We start from the raw sequence: 22,298 nt of genomic DNA on the forward strand, positions 1-22,298 counted from the left end.
GTTCTAGGAGCTACGCGGAGCGAGCGCGGTGCCGATCCGGACCGTGGTGCCGGCCGGGCCGCTGTCGATCGAAAGGGTGTCGGTCGTGTGCTGGACGATCCACAGACCCATCCCGCCGTCCGGCGAGGGTGTCGGCCGCTGGCTGCGGTTGAGGTACTTGGCCGCCGGGAAACCGGGTCCCCGGTCGCGGACCTCGCACACCAGGTGGGCACTCTCCCACAGCCGCAACTCGCCGCTGCCACCGCCGTGCCGGACGGCATTGATCATGACCTCGTTGACGGCCGTGACGAAGTCGGCGGCCTTTTCGGCGTTCAGGCGGCAACGACGGATCACCGCATCGACCGCGTGACGGACCTCGGTGAACCGCCCGGCGTCGAATATGGATACGAGGAGTAGTCGCTTGATGGCGTAGGGTGGTGTGTCGGATGGGGGATGCCCGGTCACGGCAGTCCCTTTCTGAACCTGGTTCGACCGCTGGTAGGTGCCCGATTCCGGGCCGTCGAAGCAGGACGAGGGTACCCGGAGGCCGGGCGAGATGCTGGGTTGGTGCGTACGTTTCGTGTTCGGCAACGAGCGAATTCTCGCAACGCCGCCCGACACGGGCCCGTCGGAACTTTCGCAAATTCTCCGATCCTGGTCGGCGAAAGCTGGCTAGATGTTACCGCCGCCGGTCGGTGGCGTCCGGGGGTGGCCGGGTTCCGCCCGGCTGACGCTAGGCTCTTCCCGTGATCGAGGCAGGTGATACCGGCAGTACGGAGCGGTTGCGTCGGATAGAGGCGGTGACCGACGCCGCCCTGTCCCGGCTCGACCTCGACGATCTGCTCAACGAACTGTTGGATCGGGTGCGGGACCTCCTGGATGTCGACACCGCGGCGATCCTGCTGCTCGACCCGCATGCCCAGGAACTCGTGACCACCGCCGCCAGAGGGCTTGAGGACGAGGTTCGACAGGGTTACCGACTTCCCGTCGGCCAGGGCTTCGCCGGACGGGTCGCGCGGGACAGGCAGCCGGTCGCCATCGAGCGGCTCGGGCAGTCCGACGTGCTGAGTCCGGTGTTGCGGAAGAAGGGCATCTGCTCGTTGCTCGGCGTTCCGATGCTGGCCGGCAGGGACCTCATCGGGGTCCTGCATGTCGGCTCCGGTACCCCGCGTCACTTCACTCGGGACGACGTCCACCTGCTCCAGTTGGCGGCCGATCGCGCCGCGTTGGCGTCCCAGGCCCGTCTCGGCAGCATCGACCGTGCGGCCGCACTGGCCCTGCAGCGAAGCCTCCTCCCGACGCGCCTGCCGAACGTGCCCGGCGTCGACGCGGCGGCCCGATACGTGCCCGGCCACGCGGCCGGCATCGGCGGCGACTGGTACGACGTGTTCACGCTCCCGTCGGGGTGGCTTGGCATGGTCGTGGGCGACGTGTCCGGGCACGGACTGGCCGCGGCCGTGGTGATGGGACGGCTGCGCAGCGCGCTGCGCGCGTACACCCTGGAGTGCGATGATCCGGCCGACGCGTTGACCCGGCTCGACCGCAAGGTCCACCATTTCGAGACCGGCAACCTGGCCACCGTCCTGTACGCCATGGTCACTCCGGAGCGGGATCGACTCCACATCTCGCTCGCCGGCCACCTGCCCCCCGTGCTGGTGAGCCCCGGACGTGCGGCTCATCTCCTGACCCTGCCCGTCGACCCGCCGCTGGGCATCGGACGAGTGCAGCATCGGCGCACGACGGTGGTCGACTTCCCGCCGGAGGCGGTCCTCGTCTGTTACACGGACGGTCTGGTCGAACGCCGCGACGAACCGATCGACGTCGGATTCGATCGTCTCCGTGCCGCCGTCCGGCCGGGTTCCGCCGAGGATGTCTGCGTGTCTGTCATGTCGGCGCTCGGTGCCGAACAACCCGCCGACGACATTGCGGTGCTGACCATCCGCCGCCACGACTCTCGCGGATAGCCTCCGCGCGTCCACGGCGAAGAGCCGGGCACCGAGTCCCAGGAACCCTCCGTACGCACCGGATCACCCCATACCTTGACTGACTTCCATACTGCATACAGAATCCTAGGGGGGTGACCGCGGTGTCCCCGCCGGGTGGTAGGCGGGCGGCGGCCCGACCTACCGCCCACCGCGCCGGCAGTGAGACCTGGAGCAACGTGAGGAGATCGCTGATATGACACGCGTGGGTTTCATCGGACTCGGCATCATGGGCGGCCCGATGGCCACCAACCTGGTCAAGGCCGGCTTCGAGGTGATCGGCTACGACTACAGTCCGGCGCGTACCGAGGCGCTCGCGACCGCCGGTGGACGGGCCGCGGGCGGCGTCGTCGAGGTGGTCCGGGAGTCCGACGTGGTGATCACGATGGTGCCCGACTCACCCGACGTCGAGGCGGTCGCCCTCGGTGACGGCGGCATCCTCGCCACCGCCCGGCCCGGTCAGCTCTGGATCGACATGAGCAGCATCTCCCCGAAAACGGCCCAGGGCGTGGCCGAGGCGGCGAAGCCCTACGGCGTACGGGTGCTCGACGCGCCCGTCAGCGGTGGCGAACAGGGCGCGATCGAGGGCACATTGTCGATCATGGTCGGTGGTGACGCGACCGACTTCGAAGCCGCCCGTCCGGTGCTCGAGGTCGTCGGCGCCACCATCGTCCACGTCGGACCGCATGGATCCGGCCAGACCGTCAAGGCGGCGAACCAGCTGATCGTCGCGGGCACGATCGAGCTCGTCGCGGAGGCGATCGTCTTCCTGGAGGCGTACGGGGTGGACACCGAGGCGGCCGTCCGGGTGCTCGCCGGTGGCCTGGCCGGCAACCGGATTCTCGACCGGAAGGCGGCCGGCATGCTCGCCCGGCAGTTCCAGCCCGGATTCCGGATCGACCTGCACCACAAGGACATGGGCATCGTCACCTCGGCGGCCCGGGAGGCCGGGGTGGTGATCCCGCTCGGTGCGGCGGTCGCCCAGCTCATCGCCGCGTTGAAGGCGCAGGGACACGGCGGGCTCGACCACTCCGCGCTGCTGAAGGTGGTCGAGCAGCTCTCCGGTCGTACGTCGGACTGAGGCCGACTCCGATGCCCCGCCGCGCGAAGATCGTCTGCACCCTGGGGCCCGCGACCGCGACCCCGGACCGGCTGCGAGAACTGGTCGGGGCCGGGATGGACGTGGCCCGGATCGACCTCGGCCACGGCACTCCGGCCCAACACGCCTCGACCTACCGGATGCTGCGCGAGACCGCCGCTCGGGCCGGGCGCACCGTCGGCGTCCTCGCGGACCTGCGCGGACCCCGGATCCGGTTCGGTCGTCCCGCCGCCGGTGCCGAGCTCACCGAGCAGCTCACCGCGGACCTGCGGTTCGTCCTCGGACTCGGGGTGGACCTGGTGGCGCTCTCCGCCGTCGGCTCGCCCGAGGACGTCAAGGTCGTCCGTGACGTGATGGACGAGTACGGGGTGCGCCGGCCCGTGCTCGCGAAGCTGGACACCCCGGCGGCGGCCCGGCAGCTCGACGAGATCGTCGCCGCCTTCGACGGCTTGGTGGTCGCCCGCGACGACCTCGGGGTGGAGCTGCCGCTGGACGAGATACCCCTGATCCAGAAGCGGGCGATCCGCCGTTGCCGCGAGTCGGCGAAGCCGGTCGTGGTGGCCGCCCAGTTGCTCGACTCGATGGTCGAGCAGCCGCGACCCACCCGGGCGGAGGCGTCGGACGTGGCCAACGCCGTACTGGACGGTGCGGACGCGTTGCTGCTCGGGGCCGAGACCAGCGTCGGGGCGTTCCCGGTGCAGGCGGTGCGGATGATGGCGCAGATCGTCGGGTCGGCCGAGGCGACGACCTCGGTCCGGCGTACCGCGTTGCGGACCGGGGCGGTCACGAACGTCGACGCGATCGCCGAGGCCGCCGCCGAGGTGGCCGAGTCGCTGGGGGTGAAGGCGATCTGCTGCTTCACCCGCAGCGGCGCCACCGCCCGGCAGTTGGCCCGGCACCACCCCGCCGTACCGCTGCTCGCGTTCACCCCGGATCCGCACGTACCGGCGCGGCTGACGCTGACCTGGGGAGTGGAGACGTTCGGTGTGCCGGTGGTCGTGCACACCGACGAGATGGTGCACCACGTGCAGGACGTACTGCTGTCACTGCCCCGGTTCCAGGTCGGCGACCTGGTGCTGATCGTGGCGGGCAGCCCGCCCGGACTGCCCGGTTCGACGAACACCATGCGCCTTCTCCGACTCGGTGACCGGGTTCTCGCCCGGCCGCCCGGTCAACCGTCGGGACCGGCCCGGGGCCCGGCGCCCCGACCCGAACCGGTGCCCTGAGCGTCAGCTCTCCGCGCCCGCGGTGGCGGGCAGCCGTTCCCCGGTCCGGGTGGTCCCACCGGCCCGTGCGCCGGTGCCGGGATCGGCCCCGGGCAGCTCGGCGGGCCGGACCGGGCCGACGGCGGCCGGCACCGGCACGCCGGCCGCGTCCGCGCCGGGCAGCGCGAGCAGTTCGACCTCGCCGCCCGGCCAGCCCGGCGGTACGACCGCCAGCCCGTGTGCCTCGGCCGCCCCCCAGAGCAGGCCGGGGCGGTCGTGCCCGACCGGGACCACCCCCGAACCGACCCGCGTCACCGGCACCAGTCGGGTGTCCCGCTCGAGCACCTTCACCGGTCCGGTCAGCCGGGCCGTCACCGGTGGCCGCTCGGCACGTCCGGCGAGCTGACCGAGCAGCGGCGCGAGCAGGGTGAGCCCGGCGACGAGGGCCGCGTACGGGTTTCCGGGCAGTCCGATCACCGCCCGGCCGTCCGCCATCGTGGCGAGCAGTTGCGGATGGCCGGGCCGGCAGGCCACCCCGTGCACCCGGACCAGCGCCGCGACCGCCTCCAGGGCGGCGCGCAGGTGGTCGGCGGCACCGACCGAGGTGGCCCCGCAGACCACCGTCACGTCCGCACCGGGCCGCCGGATCGCCTCGACCAGTGCGGCCTTGTCGTCGGTCACCCGGACGGTCCAGACGATCTCGCCGCCGGCCGAGTGCACCAGGCCGGGCAGGAGCGGACCGATCGCGTCCCGGACCCGTCCCGGCGACGGCAGCCCGGCGCTGAGCAGTTCGGCGCCGGTGACCACCACCCCGACGCGGGGCCGGCGGAACACGGTCAGCCAGTCGTTGCCGAGGCTGGCGGCCAGCCCGAGCAGCGCGGGCGTGACCAGGCTGCCGGCCGGTAGCACGTGTTCGCCGAGCGGGCAGTCGTCGCCGCGCCGCCGGATGTGCCGGCCGGTTTCGATCTCGCCGTGCACCCGGTCGGCCCGGCACCGGGCCCGCTCGTACGGCAGCACCGCGTCGGCGCCGACGGGCACCAGGGCGCCGGTGGCGATCTCCACGGCGGTGCCGGGGCGCAGCGGGTCGACCGGGGTCGGGTCGCCGGCGAGCACCCGGCCGGTGACCTGCCACGGCCCGGTGCCGGCGACGGCGTACCCGTCCATGGCGGCGGCGTCGTAGGCCGGTAGTGGGGCGAGGGCCACGAGCGGGGTGGCGAGGGTGGTGCCGAGCGCGTCGGGCAGGGCGAGGTCGATCCGGCCGAGCGGGGTGCCGGCCGCCCGCGCGATCCGTCGGGCCGTGGGCCAGTCGGTGGTGTTCACGAGCGGGTTTCCGAGCCGGGCCAGCTCTCGGCGAGGGTGGTCAGCCGTGCGGCGGCCTCGGCCGGGTCGGCGCCCCGCCCCACCGCCACCCCGAGCAGGTAGGTGCTCAGCGGCGCCGCCGGTCGGGCCACCCCGTGTGCCACGTCGCGGGCCAGGTCCAGGACGAGTCCCTGGTCGAGGGTGCCGGGGTCGAGGCCGAGTTCGTCGAGCGCCCGGCGGTTCCATTCCTGCAACTGGCTCATCAGCGTCCCTCGCAGTCTTCCGGTCGGTTGCCGGGCCGGCCCCTCCATCGTGCCCGACCCGGAGGGCGGAATCGATTGATCCTGGACAGCCGTGCGTCGCTGGTAGACACTAGTGCACGTAACATACAGTATACAATGGCCGTCGGCCTGGGGTTCCCGCCGCCCGGCCGCACACGGTGACAGGTGGAGGTGCCAGGGATGCCGGAGGCCAGGAATGCCGTTGCCGCCCGCGAGGTGAGCGACGTCTACGGACGCCGCTACCGCGTCGGGGAGACCGACTTCGACCTGATGGGACGCTCACGCGCCTGGATGCTTCGGCTGTGCTGGGCCTCGATGCTGGCGATCAGCCTGTTCCAGTACGGCTTCGGCGCCGCGATCCCGGCCCTGGTCCGGGCCAACGGCTGGACCCTCTGGGAGGCGTTCACCGTACTGGCGGTCTGGATCGTCTGCCAGGCCGGCACCGCGCTGCCGGCGGTCTGGCTCTACCGGCGGGTCCGGGTGCGGCTCGCCGTACCGATGCTCGCCGGTGCCACGCTGAGCCTGGTTGCCCTGGTCACCCTCGGGCACAGCCGGGACCTGACCGGGGTGCTGCTCGGCTACTCGGTGCTCGGCGGGATCGGCGCCGGCCTGGTCTACATGACCTGCATCGCCACCGTCACCGAATGGTTCCCGGAGCGGACGGCGACCATGGTCGGCGTGGTCAGCGGTGCCTTCGGCTACGGCTGCGTCCCGTTCGTCGTGGTCGCCGCGTACGCGCTGGAGCTGGGGAACCTGCCGGTGGTGCTGGACGCGGCCGCGATCGCCGCGTTCGTCGTGATCGCGGTGAGCGGGCTGCTGCTGCGCAAGCCGCCCCGGCACTGGTGGCCGGCGGACCTCGATCCGCAGCGGTGGGCGGTCGACCGCCGGCTCAACCGCAGCATCCCGAACAACATGCCGGCGCTGCGGCCCTACTCACCCCGGGCCGCCGTCCGCAGCGGCATGCTGCCGGTGATGTTCGTCCTCGTCGTGGTGACCGCGGCGATGGCCCTGTTCGACATCGCGTACCTGGTCGGCTTCGCCCACCACCGGGCCGACCAGCCGTTCCTGGTGGTCGCCTCGATCGGCGTACTGGCCGTCGCGACCGGGATCGGCCGGGCGGTCACCAGTTCGCTCTCCGACCGGCTGGGGCGCCGCCGTACGCTCGGACTGGCCCTGGCCGTCGGGGGAGTGGCCCAGTTCGGCCTGCTCGCCGCCGTGCAGGCGGAGCAGGTGGTGGCGGTGGTGGCGTTCGCCGGACTGGCCGGCGCGGGCACCGGCGCCGGATACTCTCTGCTGGTCAGCCTGGTGCGGGACTGGTTCGGTGGCGAGGCGACCCTGCTGAACTACGGCATCGTCTACACCGGCAAGGTGGTCGGCGGGCTGGTGGGCATCGGGTTCGCCGGACTGGTGACCGGCACCCCCGGCGCGATCGCCGCGTTCGTCGTGGCTGGCTGTCTGGGGCTGTTCGGCGCACTGTTGACGAGCGGGATGCGGCAACCGGGACGGCCGACGCTGTCGGTTCTGCCCCGGCTGCGGCCCGACGAGCTGTGAGAGCGGTCGGGGCTGGTGAGCCGGTCCCGACTGCGCGACCCGCCGGGACCGGTGAGCCGGGCCCGGCGGGGGAATCCGGACCGACGATGGGTGGTGGCAGATGGGACGCGTGACAAGCCGACGTCGCGTGGTGCGGGTGGTCGACGGGACCGTCACCGAACCGGTGGACACGCTGGTGGCGGAGGAGCCGTTGGAGATCCGGGTCAACGGACGGGCGTTGACCATCACCATGCGTACGCCGGGCGACGACTTCGACCTGGCGGCCGGATTCCTGGTGAGCGAGGGCGTGGTGCAGCGGGGCGAGCACATTGCCGGGATCCGCTACTGCGCCGGGGCGACCGAGGACGGCAGCAACACCTACAACGTGGTCGACGTGGTGCTCGGCGCCGGGGTGCCGGCACCGGACCCGTCCCTGGAACGCAACTTCTACACCACATCCTCGTGCGGGCTCTGCGGCAAGGCCAGCCTGGACGCGGTGCGTACCACGGCGGCGTGGTCGGTCGCCGACGATCCGCTGCGGATCACTCCGGACCTGGTGGCGGGACTGCCCGACCGGCTGCGCGCCGCGCAGCGGGTGTTCGACCGTACCGGCGGGCTGCACGCCGCCGGGCTGTTCGACGCCGCCGGGCAGTTGCTCTGCCTGCGCGAGGACGTCGGCCGGCACAACGCCGTCGACAAGGTGGTGGGCTGGGCGCTGCGCTCCGGCCGGGTGCCGCTGCGCGGCACGCTGCTGCTGGTCAGCGGCCGGGCCTCGTTCGAGCTGGTGCAGAAGGCGGTGATGGCCGGGGTGCCGGCGCTGGCGGCGGTGTCGGCGCCGTCGTCGCTCGCGGTCGATCTCGCGGCCGACTCGGGCCTCACCCTGGTCGGCTTCCTGCGCGGTACGTCGATGAACGTCTACACCGGCGGGCACCGGCTGGGGCTCGCCGACCGCGCCCCGGCCGCCACCGCACTGTCCTGACCACGGGTACGGCGACCGTCTCCGGTACGGCTGTGACAGGTGCCTCCCGGCCTCCCCTCCGACGAGCGGGGAGGCCGGGAGTTCTCGGTTGTTACCGGGTCGCCATCCGGGACAGCAGCGTCTCGCGCATCAGCTGGGCGGTCTCCGACGGTGTCCGGCCCACCCGCACCCCGACCGCCTCCAGCGCCTCCTGCTTGGCGGTGGCGGTGCCGGAGGAGCCGGAGACGATGGCTCCGGCGTGTCCCATGGTCTTGCCCTCCGGGGCGGTGAAGCCGGCCACGTAGCCCACCACCGGTTTGGTGATGTGGGCGGCGATGTACTCCGCGGCCCGCTCCTCGGCGTCGCCGCCGATCTCGCCGATCATCACGATCGCGTCAGTCTCCGGGTCGTCCTGGAAGGCCTGGAGGCAGTCGATGTGGGTGGTCCCGACGATCGGGTCACCGCCGATGCCGACGCAGGTGGAGAAGCCGAAGTCGCGCAGCTCGTGCATGAGCTGGTAGGTCAGCGTGCCGCTCTTGCTGACCAGTCCGATCCGGCCCCGTCCGGTGATGTCGGGCGGGATGATGCCGGCGTTGGACTGTCCCGGGCTGATCAGGCCGGGGCAGTTCGGGCCGATGATCCGGGTCCGGTTGCCGGTCGCGCACGCGTACGCCCAGAAGTTGGCGGTGTCGTGCACCGGGATGCCCTCGGTGAGCACGACGACCAGGGCGAGTCGGGCGTCGATAGCCTCGATCACCGCGGCCCTGGCGAACCGGGGCGGTACGAAGACGACCGAGGTGTCGGCGCCGGTGGCGGCGACCGCCTCGGCGGTGGTGTTGAACACCGGGATGCCGTCGACGGACTGACCGCCCTTGCCGGGGGTGACCCCGGCGACGATGTTCGTGCCGGCGGCGACCATCCGCCGGGTGTGCTTGGTGCCCTCGGTCCCGGTGATGCCCTGGACCAGCACCCGGCTGGTCTCGGTGAGGAAGATTGCCATCGCTGTCATGCCCCCTTGGCGGCGAGTTCGGCGGCGAGGCGGGCCGCGCCGTCCATCGTGTCCACGGTCCGTACGCAGTCCAGTGCGGCGGCGGTGAGGATTCGCCGGCCCTCCTCGGCGTTGTTGCCGTCCAGCCGGACCACCAGCGGTTTGGTGATCTCGGCGCCGTCGCGGGTGAGTAGTTCGATCGCCTGCACGATGCCGTTGGCGACCGCGTCGCAGGCGGTGATGCCGCCGAAGACGTTGACGAAGACGCTGCGTACCGCCGGGTCGCCGAGGATGATCTCCAGCCCGTTCGCCATCACCTCGGCCGATGCGCCGCCGCCGATGTCGAGGAAGTTGGCCGGTTTCACCCCGCCGAACTCCTCCCCGGCGTACGCGACCACGTCCAGGGTGCTCATCACCAGGCCGGCACCGTTGCCGATGACCCCGACCTCGCCGTCGAGCTTGACGTAGTTGAGGTCCTTTTCGGCGGCGAGCGCCTCCAGCGGATCGGCGGCGGCGGTGTCGACGAACGCGGCGTGCGCGGGGTGCCGGAACCGGGCGTTGTCGTCGACGGTGACCTTGCCGTCGAGGGCGCGTACGGAGCCGTCGGCGAGCCGCGCCAGCGGGTTGATCTCGACCAGGGTGGCGTCCTCCTCGGTGAACACCGTCCAGAGCCGGACCAGCACGTCCCGTACGCCGTCGTGCACCTCGACCGGGAGGTTGGCGTCGACGCAGAGTCGGGTGGCGATGTCGGCGGTGACGCCCTCGGCGGGGTCGATCGGCAGCCGGATCAGCGCGTCCGGCTTCTCCACCGCCACCTGTTCGATCTCCATCCCGCCCTCGCGGGACACCATGGCGAGGAACGAGCGGTTGGACCGGTCGAGCAGCAGCGAGACGTAGTACTCGTCGGCGATGTCGCTGGCCTCGGTGACCAGCACCTTGCCGACGGTGTGTCCCTTGATGTCCATGCCGAGGATCGCGCTCGCCGTCTCGTACGCCGAGTCCGGGCCGTCGGCAAGTTTGACCCCGCCGGCCTTGCCCCGGCCCCCGGTTTTCACCTGGGCCTTCACCACGACCCGGCCGCCGATCTCGGCGGCGGCCTCGCGGGCCTGTTGCGCGGTGCTGGCAACGCGGTACCTACCCACAGGCACGCCGTGTTTGGCGAAGAGATCCTGTGCCTGGTGCTCCAACAGATCCACTGAGGGCCTCCCTCTCCTTGACCTTCTCCGGTGGTGGCGCCCGACCTTCGCCGGTGGCGCCCGAGCCGGGTCCGGAACGGTCGTCGACCCTGCGGCGGGCGTGGAGCGGCCTACGGACCGCAGGTCGGGTCGGTCTGCGAGGGCTTCGCAGAATTCGTTTTGCTACCCCCTAGACACCCCGCTGTTACATGGGCCACGATATTGCCTACCCCATACGGTATGCAATCCCCGAGGACGCGGAGGGTGTCGATGACCCGATCGTCAGCCCGGACCCGCGCGGAGCACACCTCGGGTCTGAATCCCCTGATCAGCAACACGTGGAGTGTCACGTACAGGAGGTTGGCTCATGGGTAAGGCACTGGAGGGCATCCGCGTCCTCGACATGACACACGTGCAGTCCGGTCCCTCGTCCACACAGATCCTGGCGTGGTTGGGCGCCGATGTCATCAAGCTGGAGGCACCGGGTACGGGTGACATCACCCGGGCGCAGCTCCGCGACCTGCCCGGCGTGGACAGTCTCTACTTCACGATGCTCAACTCCAACAAGCGGAGCATCACGCTCAACATGAAGAGCGAACAGGGCAAGGAGATCTTCACCTCGCTGGTGTCCGGAGTGGACGTCCTGGTGGAGAACTTCGGACCCGGCGTGGTGGAGCGGTTCGGCTTCCCCTGGGAGCGGCTCCAGGAAATCAACCCCGGCCTGGTCTACGCCTCGATCAAGGGCTTCGGACCCGGCCGCTACGCCAACTTCAAGGCGTACGAGGTGATCGCCCAGGCGATGGCCGGCTCGATGAGCACCACCGGCTTCGAGGGCGGCCCACCGACCGCCACCGGCGCGCAGATCGGCGACTCCGGCACCGGCATCCACCTGGTCGCCGGCATCCTCGCCGCGCTGTACCAGCGCACCCAGACCGGCCGTGGTCAGCGGGTCCAGGTCGCCATGCAGGACGCGGTGCTCAACCTGTGCCGGGTCAAGCTCCGCGACCAGCAGCGGCTGGCGCACGGACCACTGGGGGAGTACCCCAACGAGCACTTCGGCGACGAGGTGCCGCGCTCCGGCAACGCCTCCGGCGGCGGCCAGCCCGGCTGGGCCGTGCGCTGCGCACCGGGCGGACCGAACGACTACATCTACGTGATCATCCAGCCGGTGGGCTGGAAGCCGATCACCGAGCTGATCGGCAAGCCGGAGTTGGCCGACGACCCGGCCTGGAGCACCCCGGCGGTACGGCTGGCCAAACTCGACAAGGCCTTCGCGCTGATCGAGGAGTGGACCGAGAAGCACACCAAGTGGGAGGTCATGGAGAAGCTCAACGCCCACAACATCCCCTGTGGGCCGATCCTGTCGACCAAGGAGCTGATCGAGGACGAGACCCTCGCCGAGCTGGGCTCCGTGGTCGAGGTCGAGCACCCCGAGCGGGGTGTCTACAAGACCGTCGGCAACCCGATCAAGCTGTCCGACTCGACCGTCGAGATCGAGCGCTCACCCCTGCTCGGCGAGCACACCGAGCAGGTTCTCGGCGAGCTCGGCTACGACGAGACCCAGGTCGCCGGGCTGCGTACCGCCGGCGTGATCTGACCATCCCGCTGTTCACCGTCCGCCGCGTCCGGCGGAGCGTTCGGTCCGAAGGAGAGACGAGGAAATGCCAGATAACGCAACCGGCTACGACCGCGAGGCGGTACGCCGGGTCCTGGACCAGGTCCGTGCCGAGGGCCGTGACTCGCTGACCGCGCCCGAGGGTCGGCTGGTCGTCGAGGCGTACGGCATCGCCACGCCCCAGGAGGGGCTGGCGACCAGCGCCGACGAGGCGGTGACCCTGGCGGAGCGGATCGGCCTGCCGGTGGTCCTGAAGATCGTTTCACCGGACATCCTGCACAAGACCGAGGCCGGCGGTGTGCTGGTCGGGCTCAAGACGCCGGCCGAGGTGGCGGACGGCTACCAGACCATCGTCGACAACGCGCACGCGTACCGGGCCGACGCCCGGATCGTCGGGGTCCAGGTGCAGCAACTGCTCACCTCCGGCCACGAGGTGATCGTCGGCACCGTGACCGACAAGACCTTCGGCAAGGTGGTCGCCTTCGGGCTCGGCGGGGTGCTGGTCGAGGTGCTCAAGGACGTCACCTTCCGGCTCGCCCCGGCCGACCACGAGACCGCGCTGTCGATGATCGACGGCATCGCCTCGGCCGAGATCCTGCGCGGCGTACGCGGAGCCGAGCCGGCCAACCGCGAGGTGCTGGCCGGACTGATCCGGCGGTTGTCCGACCTGGTCACCGACTTCCCGGAGCTGGCCGAGGTCGACCTCAACCCGGTGCTGGCCACCTCGGCCGGCGCGACCGCGGTGGACGTGCGGATCCTGGTCGACGACGAGGCCGCCAAGACCCCGGAGCGGTTCTCCGAGGAGGAGATCCTGGCCAGCATGACCCGGATCATGCGGCCGGCCGCGGTCGCCGTCATCGGCGCCTCCGCCGAAGCCGGCAAGATCGGCAACTCGGTGATGAAGAACCTGGTCAACGGCGGCTACCAGGGCGAGATCTACCCGATCAACCCGAAGGCCGACGAGATCCTGGACCGCAAGGCGTTCAAGAGCATCGGCGACGTACCCGGACCGGTGGACGTCGCCGTCTTCGCCATCCCGGCGAAGTTCGTGCCGCAGGCACTGGAGGAGGTCGGTGTCAAGGGCGTGGCCGGGGCGATCCTCATCCCGTCCGGCTTCGGCGAGACCGGCAACCACGCGTTGCAGGACGAGATCGTGGCGATCGCCCGACGGCACGGCGTACGCATCCTCGGACCGAACATCTACGGCTACTACTACACGCCGGAGAACCTCTCGGCGACCTTCTGCACCCCGTACGACGTCAAGGGTGGGGTCGCGCTCTCCTCGCAGAGCGGCGGCATCGGGATGGCGATCCTCGGTTTCAGCCGGTCGGCCAAGATGGGTGTCTCCTCGATCGTCGGCGTCGGCAACAAGGCCGACATCGACGAGGACGACCTGCTGACCTTCTTCGAGACCGACCCCAACACCCAGCTCATCGCCATGCACCTGGAGGACCTCAAGGACGGTCGGGCCTTCGCCGAGACCGCCAAGCGGGTGTCGAAGACCAAGCCGGTGCTGGTGCTCAAGGCGGGCCGGACCGACCAGGGCGCCAAGGCCGCCAGCTCGCACACCGGAGCCCTGGCCGGCAACGACAAGGTCTACGACGACATCCTGCGGCAGAGCGGCGTGATCCGCGCCCCCGGCCTCAACGACCTGCTGGAGTACGCCCGCGGCATCCCGCTGCTGCCCACCCCGCAGGGCGAGAACGTCGTCATCATCACCGGTGCTGGCGGCTCGGGTGTGCTGCTCTCCGACGCCTGCGTCGACAACAGTCTGCGGCTGATGGAGATCCCGCCGGATCTCGACGAGGCGTTCCGCAAGTTCATCCCGCCCTTCGGCGCGGCGGGCAACCCGGTGGACATCACCGGCGGCGAACCGCCGTCGACCTACCGGAACACCATCGCGCTGGGCCTGTCCGACCCCCGGATCCACGCGCTGATCCTCGGCTACTGGCACACCATCGTCACCCCGCCGATGGTCTTCGCCGAGCTGGTGGTCGACGTGGTCGAGGAGTTCCGGGCCAAGGGCATCCACAAGCCCGTCGTCGCCTCGCTCGCCGGCGACGTGGAGGTCGAGCAGGCAAGCGAGCACCTGTACCGGCACGGCATCGTGGCCTACCCGTACACCACGGAGAAGCCGGTCGCCGTGCTCGGCGCGAAGTACCGCTGGGCCCGGGCCGCAGGCCACATCGGGGCCGATCCGAGCGCCGGCGGCTGAACCGAGAAGACCCGCGGCACACCGGTCTTGCCGAGGGGAAACCTGCGACAGTGACCGCTCCCGCGGCCAGGAGGCGAACAGGACATGACGTCGGGGTCTGGTTCCGTCCCCCAGACCCCCCAGCCACTAGGTCCCGAGGAGGTCCAACGTGGACGCTTCGAACAATCCTGGCCCCCACCCCCAGGGGGGCAGTGCCACCGCTCCACCCAGCACCACCGCATCGATCCCAGCAGCCCGGGCCGGCGAAGAGCGGGTCTGGCGGGCCGGTGGACTTGAGCCGATGCCGATCCGGGAACTGCCGGACGCACCCCCCTCCATCCACCTGCTCGGCCCCACCGTGTTCCTCGTCGCGCTCGGCGTGGGCATGGGCGAGGCGTACATGTGGCCCCGGTTGGTCCTGGTCTTCGGTCCGGAGATCCGCTGGCTGTTCCTGATCGGTGTGACCCTCCAGGCGTTCGTCATGCTCGAGATGGCCCGGTACGCCATGGCTACCGGGGAGAGCATCTTCTTCGGCGCCGCCCGGGTGTTCAAACCACTGATGTGGTTCTTCTTCGGGGTGGCGATCCTGGTCTACATCTGGCCGGGTCACCTCTCCACCGGGGCCGCCGCCTTCGAGGAGGTGAGCGGCGTACCCTGGGTCGTCACCGCCTGTATCGGCCTGATCGTGGTGGGTATCCTGTTCAGCCTGGCGTCAGTGATCTACCCCCTGCTGGAGAGCCTGCTGGGCATCCTGATCGGCGTGCTGGTGGTCGGCACCGCCGTGGCGGCCTCGATGGTCGGGCAGTGGAGCGACGTCACCTCGACCCTCGGCGGCATGTTCCGCTTCGGCTACCTGCCCGACGAGGCCATGTCGGCGGCCTGGTTCCCGGTGCTGGTCGGCGCCATCGCGTTCGCCGGGCCGTCCGGCATGCAGCAGATGTGGTACACGCTGCACCTGCGTGACTCCGGTGCCGGCATGGGTGCGCACATTCCGAAGATCCGGGGACTGCGGTCCGCGGGCGAGGAAGAGGTCATGCCCTCGCGCGGGTTCATGTTCGACACCGACAACCCGGCCGAGATGCGCAAGTGGAAGGGCTGGCGCAAGTGGGTGACCTTCGACGCCGTACTGCTCTTCTGGGGCATCACGATGCTGGTCACCATCTCGTTCACCGTGCTCGCCCAGACCGCCGCCCGGGAGAGCCCGAACGTGGCCGGTCTGATCCGCGACGGTGACCGGGAGGTCGCCCTGACCGCGATGGCGGACGCGTTCGCCTCGGCCGGTGCGCCGGTGCTGCGCGGGATCTTCCTCGGCTTCATCGCGCTGATCGGTCTCAACGCCACGCTCGGCCTGTTCGACTCGTTCTCGCGTGGCCAGGCGGACATGAGCTACCACTTCATCCGCGGGGCGAAGCGCTTCGGCATGTCGAAGCTCTACGCCGGTTTCCTCTGGGGCGTCATCACGTTCGGGATCCTGATCCTGCTCTTCGGTCCCGCCGACGGTCCGGGTGCGATCCTCGACGTACTGGCCTTCCTGTCCACCTTCGCCATGGGTACGTACTGCGTGGTGCTGCTCCTGGTGAACAACCGGATGCTGCCCAAACCGATTCGACCGGGCCTGCTGCAGAACCTGGTGATCGGCTTCGGCGCGGTGTTCTACCTGGGCATGCTGATCTACAGCCTCTTCCGGTTCGGCGTGGTAGTGGGCTGAGATGACTGTCGATCGGATGAGGGATCTCGGTCAGATCGCGATTCCCGGTGCCGGCATCGGCGCCAGCGCCGGACTGGCGGCCCTGGGACTCGCCCTGATCGTCGGCCAGCCGTTCGGCTGGGCGGTGGCCACCGGTGTCGCTCTCGGCCTGCCGCTGGCGTTGCTCGGCGGCGGGTTCGGCGCGCTGCTCGGGGCGGGGATCATCACGCCCGGGGTGTTCGCGCCGGCCGGGCTCTACTGGTTCGTCGGGTTCCCGGTGGCCAGACTCGTCCACGAGGTGCTGGCCGGCCTGCTGATCGCGGGTCGGCCGGCGCTACCGCCGGACGTGCTCGGCTTCCTGGCCTACCAGGCGATGATCAGTCTCGGGTTCGCCATCGGCTTCAGCTGGCTGCACGAGCGGTTCGCACCGAACTGGTTGCGCCGGATCCGGCGGGACAACGAGCCGGCCGACCGGCTGTACGCCTTCTACCTGCAACACGCGCAGGCGCAGTGGCAGGCACGCGAGAACCGGCGGCGCAAGCGCGGTGCCGGTCAGGGTTTGGGCCGGCTGATCCGGCCCCGGACCGGAGGTAGGGCATGAATCTGCCCGGCTGGGTGTGGGCGGTAACGATCACCGCGTTCGTCGTGATGATCGCCGTCGACTTCTACCTGGTGGCCCGCAATCCACGCGACCCTTCCTTCCGGGAGTGCGTGACGTGGGTGAGCTTCTACATCCTGGCGGCGGTGGCGTTCGGGCTGGTCCTGACCGGGACGGCCGGCGCCACGTACGGCGGGCAGTTCTTCGCGGGTTGGCTCACCGAGTACTCGCTCAGTGTCGACAACCTGTTCGTGTTCGTGATCATCATGACCCGGTTCGCGGTGCCGGTGCAGTACCGGCAGAAGGTGCTGCTGATCGGCATCGTGATCGCGCTGCTGCTGCGGGGCGTGTTCATCGCCGCGGGGGCTCAGGCGATCACCCGGTTCGACTGGCTCTTCTACCTGTTCGGCGCCTTCCTGATCTACACCGCGATCAAGTTGGTCGGGCCGCAGCAGGAGGACGAGTTCTCGGAGAACGTGGCACTGCGTACGGTCCGCAAGGTGCTCCCGACGACCGAGTCCTACCACGGCTCGTCGGTGTTCGCCCGGATCGACGGTCGGCGGATGGTCACCCCGATGCTGATCGTCATGGTCGCCATCGGTACCACCGACCTGTTGTTCGCGCTCGACTCCATCCCGGCGATCTTCGGCCTGACCCAGGAGCCGTACCTGGTCTTCACCGCGAACACGTTCGCGTTGATGGGCCTGCGGCAGCTCTACTTCCTGATCGGTGCCCTGTTGGACCGCCTGGTGTACCTGAGCAAGGGACTGTCGCTCATCCTCGCCTTCATCGGCGTGAAGCTGGTCCTGGAGGCGCTGCACCACGACGGGGTCGACTGGGCGCCGGAGGTGCCGATCGTCGTCTCGCTCGGGGTCATTCTCGGTACGCTGCTGGTCACCACCGTGGCCAGCCTGTTGAAGACCCGGCGGGACGGACGACGGGCGGCAGAACCCGCCGCCGTCCCGGCCGGTGGTGCCAAGGACGATGATCAGCCAGGGGCCTCGGAAGTCGCCATGGCCGAACGTGATGCGTCCTGATCGGTTGTCACAGCTTCACGAGGTCGTCCTCGGTGTGCTCGTTCAGCAGCCGCGCGATCTCCTCGTCGCTCGGCCGGGTGGCTCGCCGCTGGGATTCCAGGGCGAGCGCCAGGCCGAGCCCGAGGGTACGACCGTCGGCGTTGAATCCCTGCGGGAGGTTGAGTCCGCGCTGGATTCGGTTGAGGAAACGTACGAACTCTCCTTGGGTTGCCATGACCTCTTCACCTCGTCATTTATTGGCGTTCCCGCGGAACGACGCTCCGCGGGAGGGTACGCACCGGCCGCGCGTCCAGGGCTGGGTGCGGCATTGCTCCCAGCGGGACGGGCGCGTGTGCTCGATGTGGTCGCCGAGGGTCCGGGCTGGCAGGCTCGGGCCCTCGGGCGTCCCGGTGGTGATCCGGGTGTGCTGCTCGGCGCGGCGGCTGGTGGTCCGCCGCTGGGCCGCCGGAGCGGATCGGGCCCGACGTCGCTGTTCCGTCGTGGGCCGGGTGGTTCGGCGGGTCGCCGGCCGGGTGAGCCGGGATGCCGCCGTCGCTGGGTCGGGGCGCCGCTGCTCCGGTCCCAGGTTACCGGAGCGGCCGGGCCGTCGCCCGGGACCGCCGACGACGGGCCGGCTGCGTCCGGCCGGTTCGGAGGTGGGGGCTCCGAGTCGGGGTCCGGTGCGCGGGGTGCCGGTCCGGAACTGTCCCGGTCCCGGCGCTGACCCGTTGGTGCGGGTGGTCCGGTGTGGTGCGGAGAGTCGAGGACGGTGGTCGGCCGTCGGGTGATGCGGATCCCCGTTGCCGGCTCGGGTGGTGGCCCGGCCCGTCGTGGGGGAGATGGTTCCGCTCACCGTGGACCTGCTTCGTTGGCTCGTCTCTTCCCTTGGTGCCGGCTTCAGCATACAGGCTTTTGTATGCAAAATTTGATCCAGTGACCAAGACCACCACCCCGCCGGCCGGCGCGTACCCGGCGGTGGATCGCCGGTGGCGCGGGCCGGTGGTCCCTTCCGGACATCCGGTGACCGCCGCGCCGATCACTACTCGCCGTGAGACTGGCGTCGGGTCGTCCACCCCGAGACTCCGACGTCGTGCCAGGTCCGCGCCACCGGGCACGGTGGTCGGAGCGAGGGGAGTGGACGGACGGTACGAGCTGAGCGTCACCCCGTTCGCCGGCTCGCCCTGGAGGCGTGCGGAACGGGGTAGGTGCCGCTCTAGCGGAAAACCTGCCGCTACCCCCTAGACACCCCGCTGTTACATGAGCCACGATATTGCCTACCCCATACGGTATGCAATCCTTGAGGGTGGCGGAGGAAACCCATGACTCGTCAGCGACATCGAGCCCGTGCGGCGACCACCGCTGGCGCCGTTATTCACCCGCGATCCGTGCCGCCCGGCCCGTCCCGGCCGGTGGCGCGCGACCGTGCCCACCCGTGGACAGGGGAGGTTGCCCTGGTCGAGCAGCCGATGTGGAGCCGTGCGCCGAGCGCGCCCGCCGCGCCGCGCCCGCACACGTCCCGGAGCAGTTTTCCAGCCCAACACCGCCGGACCCGTCGCATCCGTGCACGCAGGTCGCCGGCGGCGACTCAAGGGAGTTGAGAAACATGGTTCAGACCGCGAGGGAATCCGTCGTGGACCCGATCCTCGCCGAGCCGAGTCGCGATCCGGAGCGGATCTCGGGCGGACACCTGGTGGCCAAGGCACTCAAGGCCGAGGGTGTCGACGTCATCTTCACGCTCTGCGGTGGCCACATCATCGACATCTACGACGGATGCGTCGACGAGGGCATCGCGGTGGTCGACGTACGGCACGAGCAGGTCGCGGCGCACGCGGCCGACGGCTATGCGCGGGTCACCGGCAAGCCGGGGTGCGCGGTCGTCACCGCCGGACCCGGCACCACCGACGCCGTCACCGGCGTCGCGAACGCGTTCCGGGCGGAGAGCCCGATGCTCCTGATCGGCGGCCAGGGCGCGCTCAACCAGCACAAGATGGGGTCACTGCAGGACCTGCCGCACGTCGACATGATGACGCCGATCACCAAGTTCGCCGCCACGGTGCCGCACACCGCCCGCGCCGCCGACATGGTCTCGATGGCGTTCCGCGAGGCGTACAACGGTGCTCCGGGCCCGTCCTTCCTGGAGATCCCGCGCGACGTGCTCGACGCCGAGGTGCGCCTGGCCGACTGCACCATCCCGGAGCCCGGTCGCTACCGGGCCTCGACCAAGAGCATCGGTGACCCGGCCGCCATCCAGCAGCTCGCCGACATCCTGGTCAAGGCCAAGAAGCCGACCGTGCTGCTGGGCACCCAGGTCTGGACCGCGCGGGGCAGCGACGCCGCGATCGACTTCGTCCGGACGCTCAACATCCCCGCGTACATGAACGGCTCGGCGCGCGGCACGCTGCCGCCCGGCGACCCGCACCACTTCCACCTGTCGCGGCGCTACGCGTTCAACAACGCCGACGTCATCATCATCGTCGGCACCCCGTTCGACTTCCGGATGGGCTACGGCCGCCGGCTGCCGAAGAACGCGACCGTGGTGCAGATCGACATGGACTACCGCACCGTCGGCAAGAACCGCGACATCGACCTCGGCCTGGTCGGTGACCCGGGCGCGATCCTGGCCGCGGTGGCCCAGGCCGCGTCCGGTCGGATCGACAACGGCGCCGCCGGCCGCAAGCCCTGGTTCGCCGAGCTGCGGGCCGAGGAGACCTCGGCGTACGAGAAGCGGCTGCCGCGTCAGCTCTCCGACGCCAGCCCCATCCACCCGCTGCGGTTGGCGCACGAGATCAACGAGTTCCTCACCGAGGACTCGATCTACATCGGCGACGGTGGCGACATCGTCACCTTCTCCGGCGGCGTGGTGCAGCCGAAGTCGCCGGGCCACTGGATGGACCCCGGTCCGCTGGGCACCCTCGGCGTCGGCATCCCGTTCGTGCTGGCCGCCAAGTACGGTCGCCCGGACAAGGAGGTCGTCGCGCTCTTCGGCGACGGCGCCTTCAGCCTCACCGGCTGGGACTTCGAGACCCTGGTCCGGTTCAACCTCCCGTTCGTCGGCGTGGTCGGCAACAACTCGTCGATGAACCAGATCCGCTACGGCCAGGCCCAGAAGTACGGGGCCGCCCGCGCCCGGGTCGGCAACACCCTGGGCGACGTCCGCTACGACGAGTTCGCCCGGATGCTCGGCGGGTACGGTGAGGAGGTGCGCAACCCCGAGGACATCGGCCCGGCCATGCAGCGGGCCCGCGAGTCCGGGCTGCCCTCGCTGATCAACGTCTGGGTCGACCCGGACGCGTACGCCCCGGGCACCATGAACCAGACCATGTACAAGTAACGCCTGCACCGATCGGCCAGTGGGGATTGGCCGGACCAGCGTCGACCGGCGCGGCGGAAGCCGTACCGGTCGACGTTGGCGTGTGCGGGGTCGCCGCCCCGGCACCCCGTATGACGAAACCCGCCACCACCCGGTGACGGGGTGGTGGCGGGTACCGGGCGTCGTCGTTCAGGCCAGAGCCTCCCGCTCAGCGGCCTCCTTGCGCCGCTTGTGGTAGCTCTCCCGGGTCCGTTCGGTGTGCCGGCGCATCATGTCCCCGGCCCGCTTGCCGTTGCGGCTGGCGATGACCTCGATCAGGGCCGCGTGCTCGTCCCACGCCTCCCGGCCGCGCGACCGGGCGATCGGCAGGTAGTACCAGCGCACCCGGCGGTCCACCAGCGCGATCAGCTCGGCCAGGACGTTGTTGCCCGACATGGACACCACGTACGCGTGCAGGGCGGCGTTGGCGGCGACCATGCCCTCCTGGTCGTCGTCGCTCAGTGCCTTCTCGCCGGCGCGCTGCAGGCCCCACAGGTGCTCGATGTGCTCCGGGGTGGCCCGGCGGGCGGCCAGCCGGGCCGACTCGGTCTCCAGCAGCGTACGGGCGGCCAGGAGTTGGTCCGCCTCGGCCTCGGTCGGCACGTGGACGAACGCGCCGAGGGCGGGACGCAGGTCCACCCAGCCCTCGCTGTGCAGCCGTTGCAGCGCCTCCCGGACCGGTTGCCGGCTCACCCCGAGCTGGGCGGCCAGCTCGTTCTCGACCAGGTGCTCGCCGGGTTGCAGCTCGCGGTTGATGATCATTTCGGCGATCACGTCGTAGACCGCCTGACGCAGCGGGGCGGGACGCTCCAACGGCTGGCGTACGGCCCGCGCCTCGGCTCGGGCGGCGGCGAGCCGTCGTCCACCTCTGGCGGCGGCTGGCGGGCTCGAGTCCCAGTCCGTCATCGAAACCTCCGGCTCTGCTGGATCGATCGGGCGCTACGCCGCCCCGAATGTGTTCATAGCATACAGTCGCCGAGATGCAATGGTTCTTCGCTCGTGCGGCGGCCGTCGGGCTGCGTCGATGCGCCGACGGTGGCGCCGCGCGGCCCGTACGTCGGTGTTGCCACCAGCGCACGCCCACCGTCGGGTGGGCGTGCGCTGGGTGCCGGGGGGGGGGGGGGGGGGGGGGGGGGGGGGGGGGGGGGGGGGGTGGCGGGGGGGGGGGGGGGGGGGGGGGGGGGGGGGGAGAAAGGGGGGGGGGGGGGGGGGGGGGGGGGGGGGGGGGGGGGGGGGGGGGGGGGGGGACGGGGCCCGCCCCCCCCCCCCCCCCCCCCCCCCTCCCCCCCCCCCCTCCTCCCCCCCCCCCCCCCCCCCCCTCCCCTCCCCCCCCTCCCCCCCCC

Annotated in this window: 18 protein-coding genes; 11 read left to right on the plus strand and 7 right to left on the minus strand. The window is 70.8% G+C overall.

Going from position 1 to position 22,298, the window contains the following annotated elements:
• Positions 1-3 precede the first annotated feature (3 nt).
• Entirely contained in the window at positions 4-600 is a 597-nt protein-coding gene (locus tag ACZ6QQ_RS11155; RefSeq protein WP_465875810.1) for an ATP-binding protein, read from the minus strand.
• 125 nt (positions 601-725) lie between these two features.
• Here ACZ6QQ_RS11155 and ACZ6QQ_RS11160 point away from each other — a divergent pair, with 125 nt between their 5' ends.
• From ACZ6QQ_RS11160 to ACZ6QQ_RS11170, 3 genes are all read left to right on the plus strand, one after another.
• On the plus strand, positions 726-1,943 hold the full coding sequence (locus ACZ6QQ_RS11160) for a PP2C family protein-serine/threonine phosphatase (protein WP_465875811.1): 1,218 nt from the start codon (positions 726-728) through the stop codon (positions 1,941-1,943).
• 214 nt (positions 1,944-2,157) lie between these two features.
• Complete coding sequence (locus tag ACZ6QQ_RS11165) at positions 2,158-3,042, plus strand: 2-hydroxy-3-oxopropionate reductase (RefSeq protein ID WP_465875812.1); 885 nt, start codon at positions 2,158-2,160, stop codon at positions 3,040-3,042.
• Positions 3,043-3,053: 11 nt separating this feature from the next.
• Positions 3,054-4,286 (plus strand): pyruvate kinase, encoded by a 1,233-nt coding sequence (locus ACZ6QQ_RS11170; protein ID WP_465875813.1) that lies wholly within the window; start codon positions 3,054-3,056, stop codon positions 4,284-4,286.
• Positions 4,287-4,289: 3 nt separating this feature from the next.
• On the opposite strand, the gene ACZ6QQ_RS11175 is transcribed toward ACZ6QQ_RS11170, so the two are convergent.
• On the minus strand, positions 4,290-5,585 hold the full coding sequence (locus tag ACZ6QQ_RS11175; RefSeq protein ID WP_465875814.1) for a molybdopterin molybdotransferase MoeA: 1,296 nt from the start codon (positions 5,583-5,585) through the stop codon (positions 4,290-4,292).
• On the minus strand, positions 5,582-5,827 hold the full coding sequence (locus tag ACZ6QQ_RS11180) for a DUF6457 domain-containing protein (RefSeq protein WP_465875815.1): 246 nt from the start codon (positions 5,825-5,827) through the stop codon (positions 5,582-5,584). The genes ACZ6QQ_RS11175 and ACZ6QQ_RS11180 overlap by 4 nt, the downstream gene beginning before the upstream one ends.
• A gap of 198 nt (positions 5,828-6,025) precedes the next feature.
• Here ACZ6QQ_RS11180 and ACZ6QQ_RS11185 point away from each other — a divergent pair, with 198 nt between their 5' ends.
• Both ACZ6QQ_RS11185 and fdhD read left to right on the plus strand, forming a co-directional pair.
• Positions 6,026-7,396, plus strand: a complete 1,371-nt coding sequence (locus tag ACZ6QQ_RS11185) for an MFS transporter (RefSeq protein WP_465875816.1) — start codon at positions 6,026-6,028, stop codon at positions 7,394-7,396.
• A 100-nt stretch (positions 7,397-7,496) separates the two neighbouring features.
• Positions 7,497-8,354 (plus strand): formate dehydrogenase accessory sulfurtransferase FdhD, encoded by an 858-nt coding sequence (gene fdhD, locus ACZ6QQ_RS11190; protein ID WP_465875817.1) that lies wholly within the window; start codon positions 7,497-7,499, stop codon positions 8,352-8,354.
• A 91-nt stretch (positions 8,355-8,445) separates the two neighbouring features.
• Here fdhD and sucD read toward each other — a convergent pair whose 3' ends face one another.
• Both sucD and sucC read right to left on the minus strand, forming a co-directional pair.
• The gene (sucD, locus tag ACZ6QQ_RS11195) at positions 8,446-9,333 is read right to left on the minus strand and encodes a succinate--CoA ligase subunit alpha (RefSeq protein ID WP_465875877.1); all 888 of its coding nucleotides are present in this window, start codon (positions 9,331-9,333) and stop codon (positions 8,446-8,448) included.
• 5 nt (positions 9,334-9,338) lie between these two features.
• Complete coding sequence (gene sucC, locus ACZ6QQ_RS11200; RefSeq protein ID WP_465875818.1) at positions 9,339-10,517, minus strand: ADP-forming succinate--CoA ligase subunit beta; 1,179 nt, start codon at positions 10,515-10,517, stop codon at positions 9,339-9,341.
• 346 nt (positions 10,518-10,863) lie between these two features.
• Here sucC and frc point away from each other — a divergent pair, with 346 nt between their 5' ends.
• From frc to ACZ6QQ_RS11225, 5 genes are all read left to right on the plus strand, one after another.
• Positions 10,864-12,093 carry a formyl-CoA transferase gene (gene frc / locus ACZ6QQ_RS11205; protein ID WP_465875819.1) on the plus strand — a complete coding sequence of 410 codons (1,230 nt, stop codon included), beginning with the start codon at positions 10,864-10,866 and terminating at the stop codon, positions 12,091-12,093.
• A 64-nt stretch (positions 12,094-12,157) separates the two neighbouring features.
• Entirely contained in the window at positions 12,158-14,326 is a 2,169-nt protein-coding gene (locus ACZ6QQ_RS11210) for an acetate--CoA ligase family protein (protein WP_465875820.1), read from the plus strand.
• A 280-nt stretch (positions 14,327-14,606) separates the two neighbouring features.
• Positions 14,607-16,013, plus strand: a complete 1,407-nt coding sequence (locus tag ACZ6QQ_RS11215) for an Nramp family divalent metal transporter (protein ID WP_465875821.1) — start codon at positions 14,607-14,609, stop codon at positions 16,011-16,013.
• Positions 16,014-16,029: 16 nt separating this feature from the next.
• On the plus strand, positions 16,030-16,593 hold the full coding sequence (locus ACZ6QQ_RS11220) for a hypothetical protein (protein WP_465875822.1): 564 nt from the start codon (positions 16,030-16,032) through the stop codon (positions 16,591-16,593).
• Complete coding sequence (locus ACZ6QQ_RS11225; RefSeq protein WP_465875823.1) at positions 16,590-17,627, plus strand: TerC family protein; 1,038 nt, start codon at positions 16,590-16,592, stop codon at positions 17,625-17,627. Before ACZ6QQ_RS11220 ends, ACZ6QQ_RS11225 begins: the two co-directional genes overlap by 4 nt.
• 7 nt (positions 17,628-17,634) lie before the next feature.
• On the opposite strand, the gene ACZ6QQ_RS11230 is transcribed toward ACZ6QQ_RS11225, so the two are convergent.
• Positions 17,635-17,841, minus strand: coding sequence for a hypothetical protein (locus ACZ6QQ_RS11230; protein ID WP_465875824.1), 207 nt, complete (start codon positions 17,839-17,841; stop codon positions 17,635-17,637).
• A 1,368-nt stretch (positions 17,842-19,209) separates the two neighbouring features.
• On the opposite strand from ACZ6QQ_RS11230, the gene ACZ6QQ_RS11235 reads away from it, so the two are divergent.
• Positions 19,210-20,937 (plus strand): thiamine pyrophosphate-binding protein, encoded by a 1,728-nt coding sequence (locus ACZ6QQ_RS11235; protein ID WP_465875825.1) that lies wholly within the window; start codon positions 19,210-19,212, stop codon positions 20,935-20,937.
• Positions 20,938-21,105: 168 nt separating this feature from the next.
• Here ACZ6QQ_RS11235 and ACZ6QQ_RS11240 read toward each other — a convergent pair whose 3' ends face one another.
• Positions 21,106-21,861 (minus strand): GntR family transcriptional regulator, encoded by a 756-nt coding sequence (locus ACZ6QQ_RS11240; RefSeq protein WP_465875826.1) that lies wholly within the window; start codon positions 21,859-21,861, stop codon positions 21,106-21,108.
• Positions 21,862-22,298 lie beyond the last annotated feature (437 nt).

Source organism: Micromonospora sp. NPDC049529 (assembly GCF_055586685.1).